This is a genomic window from Winogradskyella sp. J14-2 (genome assembly GCF_001971725.1).
Classification (GTDB): Bacteria; Bacteroidota; Bacteroidia; order Flavobacteriales; family Flavobacteriaceae; genus Winogradskyella.
This window is the reverse complement of record NZ_CP019388.1, coordinates 426,208-443,975: the sequence shown is the minus strand read 5'-3', so window position 1 is coordinate 443,975 and position 17,768 is coordinate 426,208. Positions and strand designations below refer to the sequence as shown.

Here is a 17,768-nt window from a genome sequence, read left to right as displayed (position 1 = left end):
AGTGTGTTAAACATTTCATGTGACCTTTTTTAAATGTAAGTGTCTTACTACAAAACTAACTTTATGCCTCAAATTGTAGTAGAAACTGAAATAGAATCAGACATTGAGATTTGCTTTGATTTAGCAAGGGATATTGGGTTTTACAAGCAGTCTTTAAAGCACAAAAATGAAATACCAGTTATGGGAAAAATATCTGGCCTTGTAGAAGAAGGGGATTCTATAACATGGGAAACCAATCATCTTGGCTATATGCAGCACCTTACCTTAAAAGTTTCCGAGTTAAAAAAACCCTACATATTTACAGATATAATGACTGATGGTAGCTTTAAATCTTACAGACACGATCATATTTTTAAAGTACGCAATGGTAAGACCGTAATGATAGATCAATTGCACTTTGCTTCAAAATATGGAATTATTGGCAAAATTCTGGACAGTCTAATTCTAAAAAGATATTTGAAGGAGGCAATAATCGATAGAAATAAAATTTTAAAGCAAAAAGCGGAGGAACTTTCAAAAGGATAAAATTCCGTCTAGGTTCTCAACAATAACGGCGCTTTATTGTTAATTACTTTACCAGAAGCCTGTTTCATTTTTTAAGCTATAGTCTTATATTAGCGTTCTATCATTAACCTCGTCCTAAAACCTATGACAGAGCAAACAAACTATACTGAAGACAATATCCGTTCACTCGATTGGAAAGAGCACATAAGGATGCGTCCTGGCATGTACATCGGTAAATTAGGTGACGGATCCTCACCAGATGATGGTATTTATATTCTTGTCAAAGAAGTGCTCGATAACTCTATCGATGAGTTTGTAATGGGTGCTGGCAAAACCATTGAGATTTCTATTCAAGGCGATCGTGTTATTGTACGCGATTATGGTCGTGGTATTCCGTTAGGTAAGGTGGTAGATGTAGTGTCTAAGATGAATACTGGTGGAAAGTACGATTCTAAAGCTTTTAAAAAGTCCGTAGGTCTTAATGGTGTTGGTACCAAAGCGGTTAATGCGCTATCAACCTATTTTAGAGTGGAGTCTACCAGAGACGGAAAATCAGCTTCCGCAGAATTTGAATTAGGAGAATTAAAAGATCAGGAATTTTTAGACGATACATCAAGACGAAAAGGAACTAAAGTCACCTTTGTGCCAGATGATAGCATTTTTAAGAACTATAAATTCAGAAATGAATATGTGGTAAAAATGCTAAAAAACTATGTATACCTAAATCCTGGATTAACCATAGTTTTTAATGGCGAAAAGTACTACAGTGAAAATGGTTTAAAGGATTTACTTTCAGAAAACATTAATGAAAGTGATATGCTTTATCCAATTATTCATCTGCGTGGTGATGATATCGAAGTGGCTATAACACATAGTAAAACCCAATATAGCGAAGAATACCACTCGTTTGTTAATGGACAGAATACAACACAAGGCGGAACGCATTTAGCGGCTTTTAGAGAAGCAATTGTTAAGACTGTTCGTGAGTTTTATGGCAAAAACTACGATGCTTCAGATGTAAGAAAATCTATTGTATCTGCTATTGCCATTAAGGTGATGGAACCTGTTTTTGAGAGCCAGACCAAAACCAAGTTAGGTTCTACGGATATGGGTGGCGATTTACCAACAGTAAGAACATATATCAATGATTTTGTAAAAACCTATTTAGATAATTACCTGCATAAAAATCCTGACACTGCCGAAAAGATTCAGCGTAAAATTCTTCAGGCAGAACGTGAGCGTAAGGAACTATCAGGTATTAGAAAATTAGCGAAAGAGCGTGCTAAGAAGGCAAGTTTACACAACAAGAAGCTTAGAGACTGTCGTATTCACTTTGGCGATACAAAAAAAGATAATTACCTAGATACAACGTTGTTTATTACCGAGGGTGATTCCGCTTCTGGTAGTATTACAAAATCTAGAGACGTTAATACACAAGCGGTTTTCAGTCTAAAAGGTAAACCTTTAAATTCATATGGCTTAAGTAAAAAGATTGTATATGAAAATGAAGAGTTTAACCTACTTCAAGCAGCATTAAATATTGAAGAATCTATAGAAGACCTAAGATATAACAACATCGTTATAGCAACAGATGCAGATGTAGATGGTATGCACATTAGATTACTCCTAATTACATTTTTCCTGCAGTTTTTTCCTGAAGTGATTAAAGAAGGGCATCTGTACATCCTTCAAACACCCTTGTTTAGAGTAAGAAACAAGAAAGAAACAATTTATTGTTATTCTGAGGAGGAACGTAAAAATGCTATTGAAAAACTAAAGCCAAAACCAGAAATTACTCGATTTAAGGGGTTAGGTGAAATTTCGCCAGATGAGTTTAAACATTTCATTGGTGACGATATACGATTAGATCCCGTAATGTTAGACAAGGATATGTCTATTGAAGAATTGCTGTCTTTCTACATGGGAAAAAATACACCATCGCGTCAAGAATTCATTATTGAAAACCTTAAAGTAGAACTTGATATTGTTGAAGAAAGCGCATGAGAACCGACAATAGAAAAGTTAAAAATACGGTAGTTTCTATTTACTTTATACTTATTGTATTTGGTATATTGCTAGCAACCGTATTTAAATCACTAGAGTTTTTTGTAGACAGTACGTTTTTTGTTTTTCTTGGCCTATTTGTTGTTTTGGTGTTGTTTCATTCTGTTGCAGGTTATTTTGAGTATGATAGTGATGGAGCAAAAATTATAATCCTCAATAAAGGCCTCATATTAACAGAGTACATTAATTATCGAGAAAATAAAGTTGAATTTTCCAGACATCAGCTTATTGGCTATAAGATAAATGATTATTTCCTTTACAAGTCTTTGGTTGTACTTATTAAGACTTACGACGGAAAACAAATAAAAGAACGCTTTAATGTGACGCTTCTTAAAAAAAGCAAAATGAGATACGTTAAGCAATCGCTAAAAAAAACACTAAAAGAGAACAAAAAGCGAAAAGAAGGATAGATGGCAGAAGATCAAAATGAAGAGTTATTAAACGACGATAAAGGCAATCAAGAAACGATTACCAAAGTAACAGGCATGTACAAAGACTGGTTCTTAGATTACGCATCTTATGTAATCTTAGAACGTGCTGTGCCAGCAATTGAAGATGGTTTTAAGCCAGTACAACGACGTATTATGCATTCAATGAAAGATTTAGATGATGGTCGTTACAACAAGGTAGCCAATATTGTTGGTCACACCATGCAGTATCATCCACATGGTGATGCTAGTATTGCAGATGCCATGGTACAAATCGGCCAAAAAGACTTATTGATCGATACCCAAGGTAACTGGGGAAACATTCTAACAGGCGATAGTGCAGCAGCATCGCGTTACATCGAGGCAAGGCTATCTAAATTTGCGCTCGACGTTGTTTATAATCCAAAAATTACAGAATGGCAGGCTTCTTACGATGGCAGACGAAAAGAGCCCATAAATTTACCAGTAATGTTTCCATTACTATTAGCGCAAGGTGGCGAGGGGATTGCGGTTGGGCTTTCAACAAAAATACTACCTCATAACTTTATTGAGCTAATAGATGCGTCGGTGAAACATCTAAAAGGGAAGCGTTTTACGATTTACCCAGATTTTCCTACAGCAGGTATTGCCGATATAAGTAACTATAACGATGGGTTACGTGGTGGTAAAGTTAGAGTGCGAGCCAAAATTTCTCAAGTAGATAAAAATACCTTAGCCATTACAGAGATTCCTTATGGTACTACTACATCGTCTTTAATAGATTCAATTTTAAAAGCCAATGATAAAGGTAAAATTAAGATTAAACGAATAGAGGACAATACAGCAGCTGAAGTTGAAATTCTCATTCATTTACCATCGGGATTATCACCAGATAAAACCATAGATGCGCTATATGCTTTTACAGCTTGCGAAACATCCATCTCACCTTTAGGCTGCGTAATAGAAGATAACAAACCATTGTTTATAGGCGTTACGGAAATGCTCCGTCGATCTACAGATAATACGGTACAACTACTAAAACAGGAATTAGAAATAAAGCTTGGTGAGTTTGAAGAACAGTGGCATTTTGCTTCATTAGAACGCATTTTTATTGAAAATAGAATTTATCGTGATATTGAAGAAGAAGAAACTTGGGAAGGCGTAATTAAAGCCATAGATAAAGGGCTTCAACCACATATTAAACATTTAAAACGTGCCGTTACAGAAGAAGACATTGTGCGTTTAACGGAGATAAGAATTAAGCGCATATCTAAATTCGACATCGATAAGGCACAACAAAAAATCGAAGCCTTAGAAGATCAAATAGCCGAAGTTAAAAATCACTTAGCAAATCTTATCGATTATGCAATTGCCTATTTTGAAAGGCTAAAGAAAGAGTATGGTGAGGGTAAAGAACGTAAAACCGAACTGCGCATTTTTGACGATGTAGACGCTACTAAGGTCGTAATAAGAAATACAAAACTCTATGTAAATAGAGAAGAAGGCTTTGTGGGTACATCTTTAAAACGTGATGAATATGTCTGTGATTGTAGCGACATAGATGACATTATAGTGTTTACCCAAGAGGGTAAAATGATGGTAACTAAAGTAGACTCTAAAACCTTTGTAGGTAAAAATATTATTCACGTAGCGGTATTTAAGAAAAAAGACAAACGCACTATCTACAATATGATATATAGAGATGGTAAAAAAGGACCATCTTATGTTAAACGTTTTGCAGTAACTAGTATTACTAGAGATAGAGAATACGATATGACCAATGGCAATAATGGTTCTGTGGTATGGTATTTCTCCGCAAATCCTAATGGTGAGGCTGAAGTAGTAACCGTTTTACTACGTCAAGTAGGCAGTATAAAGAAATTGAAATGGGATTTAGATTTTGCAGACATTTTGATAAAAGGACGGTCGTCTAAAGGGAATTTAGTAACCAAATATTCCGTTAAACGCATTGAGCTTAAGGAAAAAGGTGTTTCAACTTTAAAGCCTCGAAAAATTTGGTTTGATGACACCGTACAGCGACTAAACGTTGATAATCGCGGAGAACTTATAGGAGAGTTTAGAGGCGAAGACCGTCTATTAGTAATCACACAATCAGGCACGGTTAAAACCATAATCCCTGAACTCACAACGCATTTTGATAGTGATATGATCGTTCTCGAAAAATGGATACCAAAAAAACCAATCTCAGCCATCTACTATGACGGTGAGAAAGAACGTTATTATGTAAAACGTTTTTTAATTGAGCAAGAGGGAAAGGAAGAAACCTTTATTTCTAGTCATCCCGATTCTCAGTTAGAAATTGTATCTACAGACTGGAGACCAGTGGCTGAGGTAGAATTTACCAAAGAGCGTGGCAAAGACCGTAAGCCAAATATGGAAGTGGATCTTGAAGCGTTTATTGCGGTAAAAGGGATTAATGCCCTTGGTAATCAATTAACAAAAGAAAAAATTAACCAAATAAATCTATTAGACTCATTACCGTTTGAGGCTCCAGAAGAAGTGCATGCAGACGAACTGGAAGTTGTAGATGAAGAAACAGTATCCTCTGGCATAGAAGATAAAAAAGGCTTAGACAAATCAGAGCAAGCTAGCGATAGCTCAACAGATAATAATGATGATAATGCCTTAGATACAGATGGTTCTGGTCAGGTTACGCTTTTCTAATTCAATAGTTATTTTTGTGCCTTAGTTTTTTTGTTTTAAAATTCAAAAACTCTACAAAGAGTGAAAAGGCTATAGCAAAGTAAAGGTATCCTTTTGGTATTGCACCCACAGTTTTGCCAAAGAACGCCGTGTGGGAAAGATGTGCAGCTTCAGTTATAAGCATAAAACCTATAAGAATTAAAAATGCTAAACCTAAGATTTGCATGCTAGGATTTCGGTCTATAAACTTTCGGATTGGGTTTGCAAAACCTATCATTACAACTATAGAAATAACAACAGCTATAATCATTAACATAAGTGTATAGTTGCTATTTGGGTGTAAGCCGTTTGTCATACCTACTGCTGTTAATATGGAATCTACAGAGAAAATAAAATCTATAATTAAGATCTGAGTTATAGCTTGTGATAGTGATGTAATAACTTTAGATTTCACCCCTTTTTCATCATGACCTGGATCTTCTACCTTTTCTCTTATTTCGGAGGTGCTTTTGTAAATTAAAAAAAGTCCACCTGCAAATAAAATGATCGCTTGCCAACTTAGTGCTATTTTAAACCATTCAGATTCATATTTAAGAAAAGGTTCGCTCAAGCCGATAAGGAATGTTACAAAGAATAACAAAACTATACGCTGTACCATGGCTAAAACCAAACCTATGTTTGTAGCTTTATTTCTTTGGTGTTCTGGTAATTTATTAGCTGCAATAGAAATAAACACAATATTGTCTATGCCTAGAATAATCTCTAAGAATGTCAATGTTAAAAGTGCCATGATGGCATCAGATGTTAATAAAAATTCTAACATATGCTTTTAGTTAATTCTGTACGCAATACCTTTTTCGCTTCTTTGGGGTTTATTAGGTTTTTTTGCTGCAAGTTTGTATTCAAAGGTGTAGGATGATGTACCATTGGTTGTAAGAATTTTCATATGAATGGCGTCTCTCTCAGCATTTGTTTTAGGATTTAACTTTTTTAAAATAAACTCACAATCATTTATCCAACGCACAGATGATGAATCTATTTTTCCTTCGTAGTAATCAATATTTAAAGAATCTGTTCTTATAAATCTACCTGTTTTATTTATACCATCCACTACATAATTAAATTCAAACTCACCTGTTTTAAAGTCAGCACAATGGCGTTCAACTTCAAAACAACTCATAAAAAGTAACGAGATAGCGCAAAGCAAAAAAAGGTTCTTCATTTTAAAAGTTTCTGCAAAGATAAGTGAGTAAAATTAAATTTAAGGATTGTAGCTTTTAAAAGTACCGTCTTTATAAAAGATCACTATTTTTTCTATTTCAGAATATGATTCTTTAAGATTTGATGTGCTTTCAGATTCTAAACTAAGTTGAGGATTTGTGGTTTTTGAAATTTTATTTTCTGTAGTAGGAAAATTTCCTTTACCATTTAATAACCAATACAATTCTACTTCGGGATAGGTGTGAAGTACTTTCATTACAAAATCTAAACTTGGCTTGTTTCTACCAGAGAGAATATGGGATATACTAGAACGTTGCACTCCTATTTTTTCTGCAAAACCAGATGCGGTTTCATCATAAAAATCTATGATTTTTTGCAGACGAGTAGCAAAATCTGATGAGTTTATCATTGTAAACAGTTGTTTTTCATTTTCAACTATACAAATGTAAACAATAGTATTTTTGAAATCAATAATCTAATGTTAATCTTTATTATAATTATAAAGTAAAACTTTATATAAACCCCTTAAATTATTGGTATTAAATATATTGCAATTTTAATATAACTTTTGTATTGTTGTTTTTAAAGTATAGCAGCAAGACAGAAGGTATTAGGTAGAATAATGTATACATGTGTAACTCATAATGATCTTTTCATTGTATACAATTGTAAAAAATCAAATAGTTACATTTGTAACACATAAAAATTATTAATGGAATTAGAGCAGCTCAAAAGTTTATTTTCTTTACTAAAGGTATCAGAATTATTTGGTAGATATATCACTAATTATAACATTGAAAAATACCTCAATACAATACCAAAATCTATGATTTCTATAATCGGGTATTCTGTTGAAAAACGACCTATATATTCTCTTAGGATTGGTCATGGATCTAAAAAGATTTTAATGTGGTCTCAGATGCATGGCAATGAGTCTACAACAACTAAGGCTCTAATGGATTGTGTAAACCTGTTTCTAACCAATAACAAGTATCCTAATACCATATTAGAATCTTGTACATTACAGATTATACCAATTCTTAATCCAGATGGTGCAGAACGCTATTCGCGGTTTAATGCAAATAATGTGGATTTAAATAGAGATGCACAAGAGCTATCACAACCAGAAAGTAAAGTTTTAAGAAAAGTGTTTAATGACTTTAAACCACATTACTGTTTTAATCTTCATGGGCAACGCACCATATATAATGTTGGTAAAACCAATAAATCATCAGTGCTATCTTTTTTATCCCCTTCTCAGAACATACAGCGTTCGCTAACACCAAATAGAAAAGCGGCCATGGCATTGATTGCCGAAATGAGTAAAGCACTGCAGGAAATAATACCAAACGGAGTGGCGAGATACGACGATGGTTTTAACCTCAACTGCGTTGGCGACACGTTTCAAAGTTTAAATGTGCCAACAATTTTGTTTGAAGCTGGTCATTATCCAGAGGATTACAATAGGGAAAAAGTTCGTTTTTTAATGGTTTTGGCTATTCTAAAAGCTTTAGAGAGCATAACGTCCGGTTTTTCTGTTAGTGATTATCAAGATTATCTAACCATTCCTGAAAATTCTAAACAGTTTTATGACATTATTATACGCAATGCAAAATTAAAAGAAGATTCTATTAAAATTACTGATATTGGAATTCAGTATGAAGAGCGGTTAGTTGATGATGGTATTGAGTTTATCCCCAAAATTGAAGCTGTTAAAAAGTTAAATAATTTTTACGGTCATAAAGAAATAAACGCAGAATGTAAGTTGGTAAAAAGCCAATTTAATACCACTGTAAAAGTTACTAACGAAAACGATTTCGTATTAATAAATAATGAAAAAATCTCACTAAAACCTTAAAAAAACTTGCTTTTGGTGCGTAATTGATAACGAAAAAGCTCTATTTTTGCATAAAGTTTAAAGATTATACAATTATGCCAAAGTTTAAATTAGACGAAGTTGATCACCAAATATTGGATATGCTCATAGATAATACGCGTATTCCTTTTACAGATATTGCAAAAAAATTATTGATCTCTGCAGGAACAGTTCACGTACGTGTAAAAAAAATGGAGGAGGCCGGAATCATTAAAGGGTCTTCACTAACTTTAGATTATAAAAAATTGGGATATTCGTTTATTGCCTATGTAGGTATTTTTCTTCAGAATACCTCTCAAACTAAGTTTGTGTTAGAACGCATTGAAAGTATACCTTACGTTACCGTGGCTCATATAACTACCGGAAAGTTTAATATTTTCTGTAAGATAAGAGCAAAAAATACGATGCATGCAAAGGATATAATTTTTACAATAGATGATATTGAAGGCGTTTATAGAACAGAAACTATGATATCTCTAGAAGAAAGTATAAATGACAAGAAGCGTTTAATGCATACCATTTTTAACGAGCTGTAATTAATTGCATAAAATAGTTGAAACCCTTAGTCTTTACTAAGGGTTTTTTTATTAAGAATTGAAGTATTTAAAGGCTTCGAGTAATATACCATTTTCGACCTCGCAATTAATTTTTGGTTTTCCAATTGTTTCAAGCAGCACAAATTTTACTTTTCCGTGACTATTCTTTTTATCGTACTTTAAAAGGTTGATTATCGCTTTTTGATCATTTTCACTGATTTCAACTTTAGAGAATGTTCTTAATATTCCTTCTTCAATGTCTTTAAACTCTTGGTCTAATAATCCAACAGTTTTTGTAGAGATATAGGCTTCTAGTAACATACCTATTGCTATGGCTTCACCATGCAGCAGCGGAACTTTGTCAGCGTTGCCCAAAAAGTAACTTTCTATAGCATGGCCAAGCGTATGCCCAAAGTTTAAAACCTTCCTTAAGCCTTGTTCCGTAGGGTCTTTAGAAACTATTTTATTCTTAATAACAACAGAATCATAAATCATCTTATCTAATGCTAGGACATCTAAATTCTCAAAATTTAAAAGAGTGTGCCAATAAGATTTATCATAAACCAATCCATGTTTTAACATTTCTGCATACCCAGAAACCATATGGTTTTTGGGTAATGTTTCTAAAAAAGAGGTGTCGATTAGTACCATGCTCCCTTCGCTAATAACGCCTATTTGATTTTTTAAATTCCCAAGATCAACACCTGTTTTACCACCAACAGAGGCATCTACCATTGCCAATAAAGATGTTGGTACATTAATGTAGTCTATACCTCTCATGTAAGTGCTGGCAACAAAACCACCAAGATCGGTAACAACTCCACCTCCCAAGTTAATCAATAGACTTTTTCGGTCAGCATAATACTCTGATAAGGCTTCCCAAACACCAGTGCAAATATCTATCGTTTTATGATCTTCACCCTCTGGCATTTCCATAACTTCAACAACAATATCTCCAGTTTCTACACGAGCCAAAAACTTAGCAAGGCAGGCATCATGGGTATTTGTATCTACGAGTATAAATATTTTTGAAGGCTTTGTAGATTTTATGTAATTATTAAGCTCTGTGTATATATTTTCATTAAAGTGAACAATGGCACTTTTAGTATTTATAGATTTCATCTTTATTATATCCTCAGTTAATGCTGTGAAAATACTCCCTTTTTTTAGAAAAAAATAAGCAAAGGATTAAATATATTTGCAATACTTATTCTAAAAATCTATGATAAACCGTTCTCTCTTCGAAAACACTGCTACTGCTTTTGCGCTGAAATCTGATTCTGAATTAGAGCGTGCTTATTTTTTATTTAAAATGATTTCTTCTCAACCTCTTGTTCGTATTGGTACAGCAGCGACAAATTTTGCTCTTAAAGCAAATTTACCAGTTGAAGGCTTAATACGTTCTACCGTTTTTGATCATTTTTGTGGAGGCGTTAATGAAGAGGATTGTTTGTCTGTAATTGATAAATTATATACAAAAGGAGTAAGTTCGGTTTTAGACTATTCTGTTGAAGGCAAAGAAGTAGAAGAGGAGTTTGACAGTGCGCTAGAAAAAATCTTAAAGATTATCCACTTCTGCGATGAGAGAGAGGCTATGCCAATAGTTGTATTTAAACCAACGGGTTTTGGACGGTTTTCATTATACCAAAAGAAAACAGAGGGCAAAGCGCTAACCGCTTCTGAAAAAGAGGAGTGGTATAGAATCGTTAAGCGTTTTGATGCTGTTTGTAAACTAGCAAAGGAAAAAGATGTTGAAGTATTAATTGATGCCGAAGAGAGTTGGATGCAAGATGCAGCAGATGATTTGGTTGTAGATATGATGCGTAAATACAACAACGGTAAAACGATTGTTTATAATACTATTCAGTGTTATCGATGGGATAGATTTGAATATGTTAAAAAATTGCATAAACAGGCAAAGGATGAGGGCTTTAGCATTGGTTTAAAAATAGTTAGAGGTGCTTACATGGAAAAAGAGCGCAATAGGGCCGAAGAAAATGGATATGAGTCACCAATTTGTGAAAATAAAAAAGCAACAGACGATACTTTTAATAAAACACTATCGTATAGTTTAGAAAACTCAAAAGATATTTCGGTTTTTATAGGCACCCATAATGAAGAGAGTTGTTATTTAGCGATGGAATTAATGGCAACATACGGTATCAGCAAAGACGATAATAATGTTTGGTTTGGTCAGTTGTATGGTATGAGCGATCATATTAGTTATAATTTGGCAGCAGAAGGTTACAATGTGGCTAAATATATTCCTTTTGGACCAGTTAAAGATGTTATGCCCTATCTTATAAGAAGAGCAGAGGAGAACACCTCTGTTGCAGGCCAAACAAATAGAGAATTAACACTTTTAAAAACTGAAAGAAAAAGACGAAAAGTATAAGGTTTTATTAAAATAGTTTGTCAAAAACAATCAGGCTTAATTTTCGTAAACGGTATTTATATTTGCTCAATACACTCCCGTTATGATACTTAAAAAGAGTGACTAAGAATTGAGGATTTTTTATGTAATGGTCACGCTTAGGGGTTTGTATAAACGACGTCATGGCATTTCTACTTATGTTAAGTATTCCTTCTGTATTAAGAGATTTAATTTTTTTGTCTGATGCTGTCATGGCCTTGTAATTTACCTCTTTAGCTACATCTATACTAGATTGGTTAAAACCGCCACCAGGCCAACAAATAAAATCAACAGGTTTGCTCAATTTTTCTTCTATAATTCTCTTACTTTCCGCTAACTCGTAGGTATAGCGGTTATGCATATCTGCATCAGACTCAAAACAGCCAGGAAATTCATTAAGCTTGTCGTTTAAATTTTTAATAAATTCGGTCTTATCTATAGCTTCACCCAATTTTGAGTATGCGTCAACAGAATATTGAATAAATTTTTCATCTGGGATATATCTACGAACTCTAAGCGCTCTATCATATTCAAAAATTGGAAAACCATTGTCAATAAATTTTGATTGGTCTTCGTTAATATAATAAGGTTTTCTTTTTGGTTTTGATAACCATGGTAACCAATTGTGCTTAGGTTGACCTGTATAAATGTCAATTATTTTATTAGAATAAAAATAAAAGTTATGACTCATACTATGTGATTGAATATCAATAACACCAGAATCTTGCATTGCCTTAAGTTCTGACCAGTTTAAAAAACCAAGCTTTGTTAAGTGCGACTGATCAATTTTTTTATTCCAAACATCCTCTAGGTTATATCTAATATCCGTCTCATTCTGAATGAATTCTGGATTTATAAATATTGTTCCTTTAAGACCATATTTTTTTAATATCGGGTAAGCATACACCCAGTTATCTAAGTACCCATCATCAAAAGTAAGTACAATCTTATTATCTGCATTTGGATTTTCTACCCAAGAGTCTAGAAAAATAGTTTCAAAATTGTTTTTTACTAGGTATTGGCAAAAATTCTCAAAATGTTCTATAGAGATAGAAAGCCATTTTCTGTACCAATTTTCTTTTTCACAACCAACACTGTGAAGCATTAAGGTTTTCATAAATGTTAAATTATTTTTTGAAATCTATTTTCTTAAGAAAAGCTAAACCATTTCTTCTTTTTATTAGGGTTGTTGCCATAACCGTAACCATACCCATACCCTTTTTTACCTGGTTTAACACCATTTAAAAGCATGGTCATGTTTGGTAGTCGTTTGTCTTCGTATAGTGGTTGTGCTACACTAACGAGCCTTCTTTTATCTACATTATCTGCACTTACAACATACACAAATAGATCTGCTAGTTCAGATATTAGTAGCGTATCACTTACTAGACCAACCGCCGAAGTATCGGCAACAATATAATCGTATTTCTTTTCAAAATATTTAAAAAGTTCTGCAACCCTCGGACTCATAAGTAATTCGGAAGGATTTGGCGGAATTGTGCCCGACGGTATTATGTCTAAAAATTTGTTTTCAGGATGTTTTACAACGATTTCTTGAGGTTTTACCGAACTGTCTGCTAAATAATCGGATAGCCCTCTTTTAGGTTTTTCTTTTATTCCTAGGTAATCTAAAATTTTAGGTACACGTATGTCCATTTCAATGAGCAGAACCGATTTTTCTGAAAATGATATTGAACTCGCAAGATTGGTGCTTGTGTGCGATTTTCCTTCTTGAGCCTTGGTAGATGTTATAAACAACCTTTTTTGTTGATTGTTTAGGTCTCTTAGAATAAAATCTATATTAGATCTTACAATTCTGAAGGCTTCCGCTTTAGGTGAATAATCAACACGTTTTATTAGTTTTTGCTTCTTAGATGTTTTAGGTATATCGCCTAGATAAGGCACATCTAATATATTGACTAAATCATTTTTATTGTAAACTTTAGAATCTAAAAGATTAATTAAGTAAATAATACCAATAGGTATCATAAGCCCTAAAATAACAGACGCTATATATATAATTGCGGGTTTAGGTGCAATTGGCATGTAAGAAGAATAAGCATTCTCAATAATTTTAGCATTTGGTGTGTACATACCAAGTCTAATCGCAGATTCTTCACGCTTCTCTAAAAGATACAGGTACAAAGACTCTTTAATGTCTTGTTGCCTTTTAATGTCTCTAAATTGTCTTGCTTTTGTAGGAGCCGCGTAAAGCTGACCACGAATTCTAGAATTTTCCTTATTAAGGTTATTTAAGGTCAATTCTGACGTTTGTTTCATGTTGCTTAGAGAGCGTTCTAAATTAGACTTAAGTGCATTAATTTGATCGTTTAGGTTGACTACAACAGGATTTTTTGGTGTAGAATTTTTTAATATTCTGTCTCGTTCTGCTACAAGTTCGTTATGGCTTGCTATCATTTGTGCGGTTGATGCATCTCCAATGCCTACATCTGCCGGTAGCATATCACTGCTTCTGTTTTCTGTTTGAATTTCTTCTTGCAAATATGAAATTAATTGAATATTAGTAGCAGTACTGGCTATCTGCTGTTCTAATTGCTTATTTGCTTGCAGGTTGAGGTCTGCCTGAGCACCTAAGGCAGTAAGATTGTTTCTTTTTTGAAGTTCTTCGGCTGTGTAATCTACTTCTTCTAGTTCTTTAGAAACTTTTTGTAGTCTGTTTGTTATAAAATCTGAGGTGACTTTAACAACTTCTTCTTTGTCCTTTAGAACGTCATTATTGTATTCTTTAATGAGCTGGTCTAAATAATCTACTGCTCTTTTTGCTACAGTTTCCTTAAGTTCTAATCCTACAACGCTAGATCCTTTTTCTGTAGAAATGGTTACATTTTTGGAGTATTGGTTAATTAATTTTCTTACTGGTATTATGGCAATTTTTATATTGGTTCCAACTTTAGGTGCATATTTACCATCGTTTGGTACTATGTAAAAACCACCGTAAGGAGTGTCAACTTTTTCACCAAAATCATACAATTTTCCTTCTGTATCTTCTCGGTCGTCAAAGAGCGATTGTTCTTTCTCATCGAAAAGGAGGTATTGCGTAGGCGACTTTATTTTAATGAATAAAGAACGGCCTATTCTGTCTATTAAAGAATCGCTACCATAAAAATTTATTTTAACAGGAGCATCTTTATAGTATTCTTTTTCCTTTATTTTACCGTCAGCATAATATCTAATATTAAGATCTAACTTTTTAATTATGTTTTCGGCAATTTCTCGAGATCGTATTACTCTAATTTCATCTTTAATTTTATCAGCACCACCAGAAAATAAACCATTGGCCTTTACATCGTCTAAGCTTGGTAATTTTTGAGATTGTTCTTCGTCTCTAATTTTTATAGTAGCATTAGCTTTGTATTCGTAATCAGCGTAGCGAAGGTGTGTAAAACCTAGCATTACAGCAATGATTACGCAGAGAAGAATCCATTTCCAATACGAGAGAAATAGTTCTAACGTTTGTTTTAAGTCTACAGTGTTTGTTTTGGATTTCATAAATTGTAATTACCTTCTTAATTTCTTACTAAGAATACAGCAATGATAGTTGTCAGTGTTCCTATAGCAGAGATTAATACACTATTATTTTGATTGTAACTAGATGATCTAATTCTGGCATTATTTGGCTCTACGTAAATAACATCGTTTTGTTGGAGATAATACACAGGAGAATTAACAGCATTTACAGAAGTTAAATCTATTTTAGCAAATTTCTTTTTGCCATCTACCTCTCTTATAAGTAAAACATTTTTACGTTTACCAAATATAGTAAGATCATCGGCAAGTCCTAATGCTTCTAAAACGGTGATTCGTTCGTCTTGTATGGTAAATGTTCCTGGATTTCTTACCTCACCTAAAATAGTAATTGTAAAGTTAGATAATCTTACATTAACAATTGGGTTATTAGCATATTCACTTATTTTTTCAACTAGCATTGATGTTAGTTGAGTACGGTTTAGACCAGCAACTTTTAATTTGCCCAGTACCGGAAAATCTATATTACCATCGTAATCTATTAAATAAGATTGAAATTGTTGTTGGCCACCTGCGTTTAATAGATTTGAATCGTTATTAGAAACTACCATAAGATTGAATGGTTTCACAGTATCTGGATCTAAAGCAGATACATTAATTGTTAAAATATCATCAGGCTTATATATAATAGGTTTTGGTTCTGAAACTAAAACACCATCTTCTATGGGTTCATCTTGAAAGTAAACAATGTTTTTGCGAGATCCACAAGAAGTTAAAACTAATATAGCTATTAATTGAATTACAAGGTTACGTGTTTTCATGTTGTTGATGTTGTAAGTTTATTTTTTTGAATCTAAAACTTCGTAAGTGGAGTTGTTAGATATATACTCTGGGATTAAGGCTTTAATGTATGATACTATTTCTAATGGTTGTGTTAAAGAATTGATACTTGTTAATTTGTTAATTTGACTTGCAACAGTCTCAATATCTACATGTCTAGATTTTGCTATCATTATTTTCTCATGATAGGTTTTTTTGGTGTTTTCGCCATCTGCTAACAGTTCTTCATAGATTTTTTCTCCTGGTCTTAATCCAGTAATTTTTATGTCTATGTCTTCTGGATATCTTAGACCAGAAAGGATAATCATGTTTTTGGCAAGATTAAAAATCTTTATAGGTTCACCCATATCAAACACAAAAATCTCTCCACCATTACCCATAGCAGCAGCTTCTAGCACTAACTGGCAAGCTTCTGGAATGGTCATAAAATAGCGTGTTATATCCTTGTGGGTAACAGTTAAAGGACCGCCTTTTTCTATTTGTCTCTTAAATAATGGTATAACAGAGCCGTTAGAACCTAATACATTTCCAAAACGTGTGGTTATAAATTTTGTATGCCCTTTACCTTTTAAACAAGATACGTACAACTCAGCTATACGCTTTGTTGCACCCATTACATTAGTTGGGTTTACGGCTTTATCTGTAGAGATTAATACAAATTTATCGATGCTATGTTTAACAGCTATATCAACTACGTTTTTTGTCCCACCAATATTTACACTAACGGCTTCAAAGGGATTATTCTCCATTAATGGAACATGTTTGTAGGCCGCAGCATGAAAAACAATCTTTGGTTTATAAAGATTGAAAATCTGATCTATTCTTGTTTTATTTCTAACATCTGCAACAATAGCATCTATGTTTTCTAGGCCTTGCTGTTTAAACTCTTGTTGTATATCGTATAGTGCGGACTCTGCATTATCAACAAGAATTAGTTTTTTGTAGTTATAAAGACTAACTTTTCTTGATATTTCACTGCCAATAGACCCAGCAGCGCCTGTGATAAGTATAACCTTATTGTCGTACTGATCAATTAAGTCTGGATTTTTGATGTGTATAGGCTCTCTTCCTAGTAAATCTTCAATTTTAACCTCTTTGATTTGCCCTACACTTAAGTCACCGTCAATCCAGCTTTGAACAGGTGGTACAATTTTAACTTTTAAGCCTAGATTAAATAAACTACCTGTTATTTGAAGTAGTCTTGATGGATCTATATTTTGAATAGATATAATAACATCTTCAACGTTATTCTTTTTAATAAAGTCTTCATCAATATCCGCAATACCGTAAACTGTAACTAAGTTTATTTTTTTACCTATTTTTCTTTCATCATCATCTATAAAGCCAACAACTTCAAATCCATTTTTGGTATCGTTTTGAATAGCATCATAGGTTAACATTCCAGAATTACCTGCGCCAAAAATAAGAACGTTAGCAGTTTTATGTACATCTTGAGTAATTTGGTTATAAAGAGATTTGATGAATAATTTTGCACCAATTAAGAAGAGTATATTAAGCAGTAAATGAATGTAAATAATTGACCCTGAAATATTGAAAACGCTATTGTCATTTAATAGTTTTCTGCTCAAAAATGTACAACAAATAAGTATTGTGGCTAAGATATTGGCGCCAATAATTACGTTAATAATATCTTTAAAACCAGTAAATCTTACGACCCCTTTATATGATCCTACAGCAATTAAACTTATTGCCGCTACAATCATAACGTACGGTACCTGTTTTATAAGTGTATGAAA

The 17,768-nt window shown here is 33.2% G+C and carries 15 protein-coding genes; 7 read left to right on the top strand and 8 right to left on the bottom strand.

Going from position 1 to position 17,768, the window contains the following annotated elements:
• The first annotated feature begins 63 nt into the window (after positions 1 to 63).
• From BWZ20_RS02125 to BWZ20_RS02110, 4 genes are all read left to right on the top strand, one after another.
• Complete coding sequence (locus BWZ20_RS02125) at positions 64 to 525, top strand: SRPBCC family protein (RefSeq protein WP_076615598.1); 462 nt, start codon at positions 64 to 66, stop codon at positions 523 to 525.
• Positions 526 to 648: 123 nt separating this feature from the next.
• Positions 649 to 2,508 (top strand): DNA topoisomerase IV subunit B, encoded by a 1,860-nt coding sequence (locus BWZ20_RS02120; RefSeq protein ID WP_076615596.1) that lies wholly within the window; start codon positions 649 to 651, stop codon positions 2,506 to 2,508.
• Positions 2,505 to 2,978 (top strand): hypothetical protein, encoded by a 474-nt coding sequence (locus tag BWZ20_RS02115; protein ID WP_076615594.1) that lies wholly within the window; start codon positions 2,505 to 2,507, stop codon positions 2,976 to 2,978. The genes BWZ20_RS02120 and BWZ20_RS02115 overlap by 4 nt, the downstream gene beginning before the upstream one ends.
• Positions 2,979 to 5,660, top strand: coding sequence for a DNA gyrase/topoisomerase IV subunit A (locus tag BWZ20_RS02110; protein WP_076615591.1), 2,682 nt, complete (start codon positions 2,979 to 2,981; stop codon positions 5,658 to 5,660). It abuts the gene before it with no gap.
• Between the two features lies 1 nt (position 5,661).
• Here the strand turns inward: BWZ20_RS02110 and BWZ20_RS02105 are convergent, their stop codons facing one another.
• The 3 genes from BWZ20_RS02105 to BWZ20_RS02095 are packed head-to-tail and all read right to left on the bottom strand — an operon-like array spanning position 5,662 to position 7,269.
• Entirely contained in the window at positions 5,662 to 6,462 is an 801-nt protein-coding gene (locus BWZ20_RS02105) for a TerC family protein (RefSeq protein WP_076615589.1), read from the bottom strand.
• Positions 6,463 to 6,468: 6 nt separating this feature from the next.
• Positions 6,469 to 6,861 (bottom strand): hypothetical protein, encoded by a 393-nt coding sequence (locus tag BWZ20_RS02100; protein WP_076615587.1) that lies wholly within the window; start codon positions 6,859 to 6,861, stop codon positions 6,469 to 6,471.
• A 39-nt stretch (positions 6,862 to 6,900) separates the two neighbouring features.
• A complete protein-coding gene (locus tag BWZ20_RS02095; RefSeq protein ID WP_076615584.1) occupies positions 6,901 to 7,269 on the bottom strand; it encodes a helix-turn-helix domain-containing protein in 369 nt (122 codons plus the stop codon).
• 303 nt (positions 7,270 to 7,572) lie between these two features.
• Here BWZ20_RS02095 and BWZ20_RS02090 point away from each other — a divergent pair, with 303 nt between their 5' ends.
• On the top strand, positions 7,573 to 8,718 hold the full coding sequence (locus BWZ20_RS02090) for a M14 metallopeptidase family protein (RefSeq protein ID WP_076615581.1): 1,146 nt from the start codon (positions 7,573 to 7,575) through the stop codon (positions 8,716 to 8,718).
• Positions 8,719 to 8,792: 74 nt separating this feature from the next.
• The gene (locus BWZ20_RS02085) at positions 8,793 to 9,272 is read left to right on the top strand and encodes an Lrp/AsnC family transcriptional regulator (RefSeq protein ID WP_076615579.1); all 480 of its coding nucleotides are present in this window, start codon (positions 8,793 to 8,795) and stop codon (positions 9,270 to 9,272) included.
• A gap of 51 nt (positions 9,273 to 9,323) precedes the next feature.
• Here the strand turns inward: BWZ20_RS02085 and aroB are convergent, their stop codons facing one another.
• Positions 9,324 to 10,394: a 3-dehydroquinate synthase gene (aroB, locus tag BWZ20_RS02080; RefSeq protein WP_076615577.1), complete on the bottom strand. Its 1,071-nt coding sequence runs from the start codon at positions 10,392 to 10,394 to the stop codon at positions 9,324 to 9,326.
• 100 nt (positions 10,395 to 10,494) lie between these two features.
• Here aroB and BWZ20_RS02075 point away from each other — a divergent pair, with 100 nt between their 5' ends.
• Positions 10,495 to 11,667 carry a proline dehydrogenase family protein gene (locus BWZ20_RS02075; protein ID WP_076615575.1) on the top strand — a complete coding sequence of 391 codons (1,173 nt, stop codon included), beginning with the start codon at positions 10,495 to 10,497 and terminating at the stop codon, positions 11,665 to 11,667.
• Between the two features lie 7 nt (positions 11,668 to 11,674).
• Here the strand turns inward: BWZ20_RS02075 and BWZ20_RS02070 are convergent, their stop codons facing one another.
• From BWZ20_RS02070 to BWZ20_RS02055, 4 genes are read right to left on the bottom strand one after another with little or no spacing between them, the layout of a single operon-like run.
• Positions 11,675 to 12,802: a polysaccharide deacetylase family protein gene (locus BWZ20_RS02070; RefSeq protein WP_076615572.1), complete on the bottom strand. Its 1,128-nt coding sequence runs from the start codon at positions 12,800 to 12,802 to the stop codon at positions 11,675 to 11,677.
• A gap of 32 nt (positions 12,803 to 12,834) precedes the next feature.
• The gene (locus tag BWZ20_RS02065; protein WP_076615569.1) at positions 12,835 to 15,195 is read right to left on the bottom strand and encodes a GumC family protein; all 2,361 of its coding nucleotides are present in this window, start codon (positions 15,193 to 15,195) and stop codon (positions 12,835 to 12,837) included.
• 17 nt (positions 15,196 to 15,212) lie between these two features.
• Positions 15,213 to 15,992 (bottom strand): polysaccharide biosynthesis/export family protein, encoded by a 780-nt coding sequence (locus BWZ20_RS02060; protein WP_076615567.1) that lies wholly within the window; start codon positions 15,990 to 15,992, stop codon positions 15,213 to 15,215.
• 18 nt (positions 15,993 to 16,010) lie between these two features.
• Positions 16,011 to 17,735 carry a nucleoside-diphosphate sugar epimerase/dehydratase gene (locus tag BWZ20_RS02055; RefSeq protein ID WP_317041689.1) on the bottom strand — a complete coding sequence of 575 codons (1,725 nt, stop codon included), beginning with the start codon at positions 17,733 to 17,735 and terminating at the stop codon, positions 16,011 to 16,013.
• Between the last annotated feature and the right edge of the window lie 33 nt (positions 17,736 to 17,768).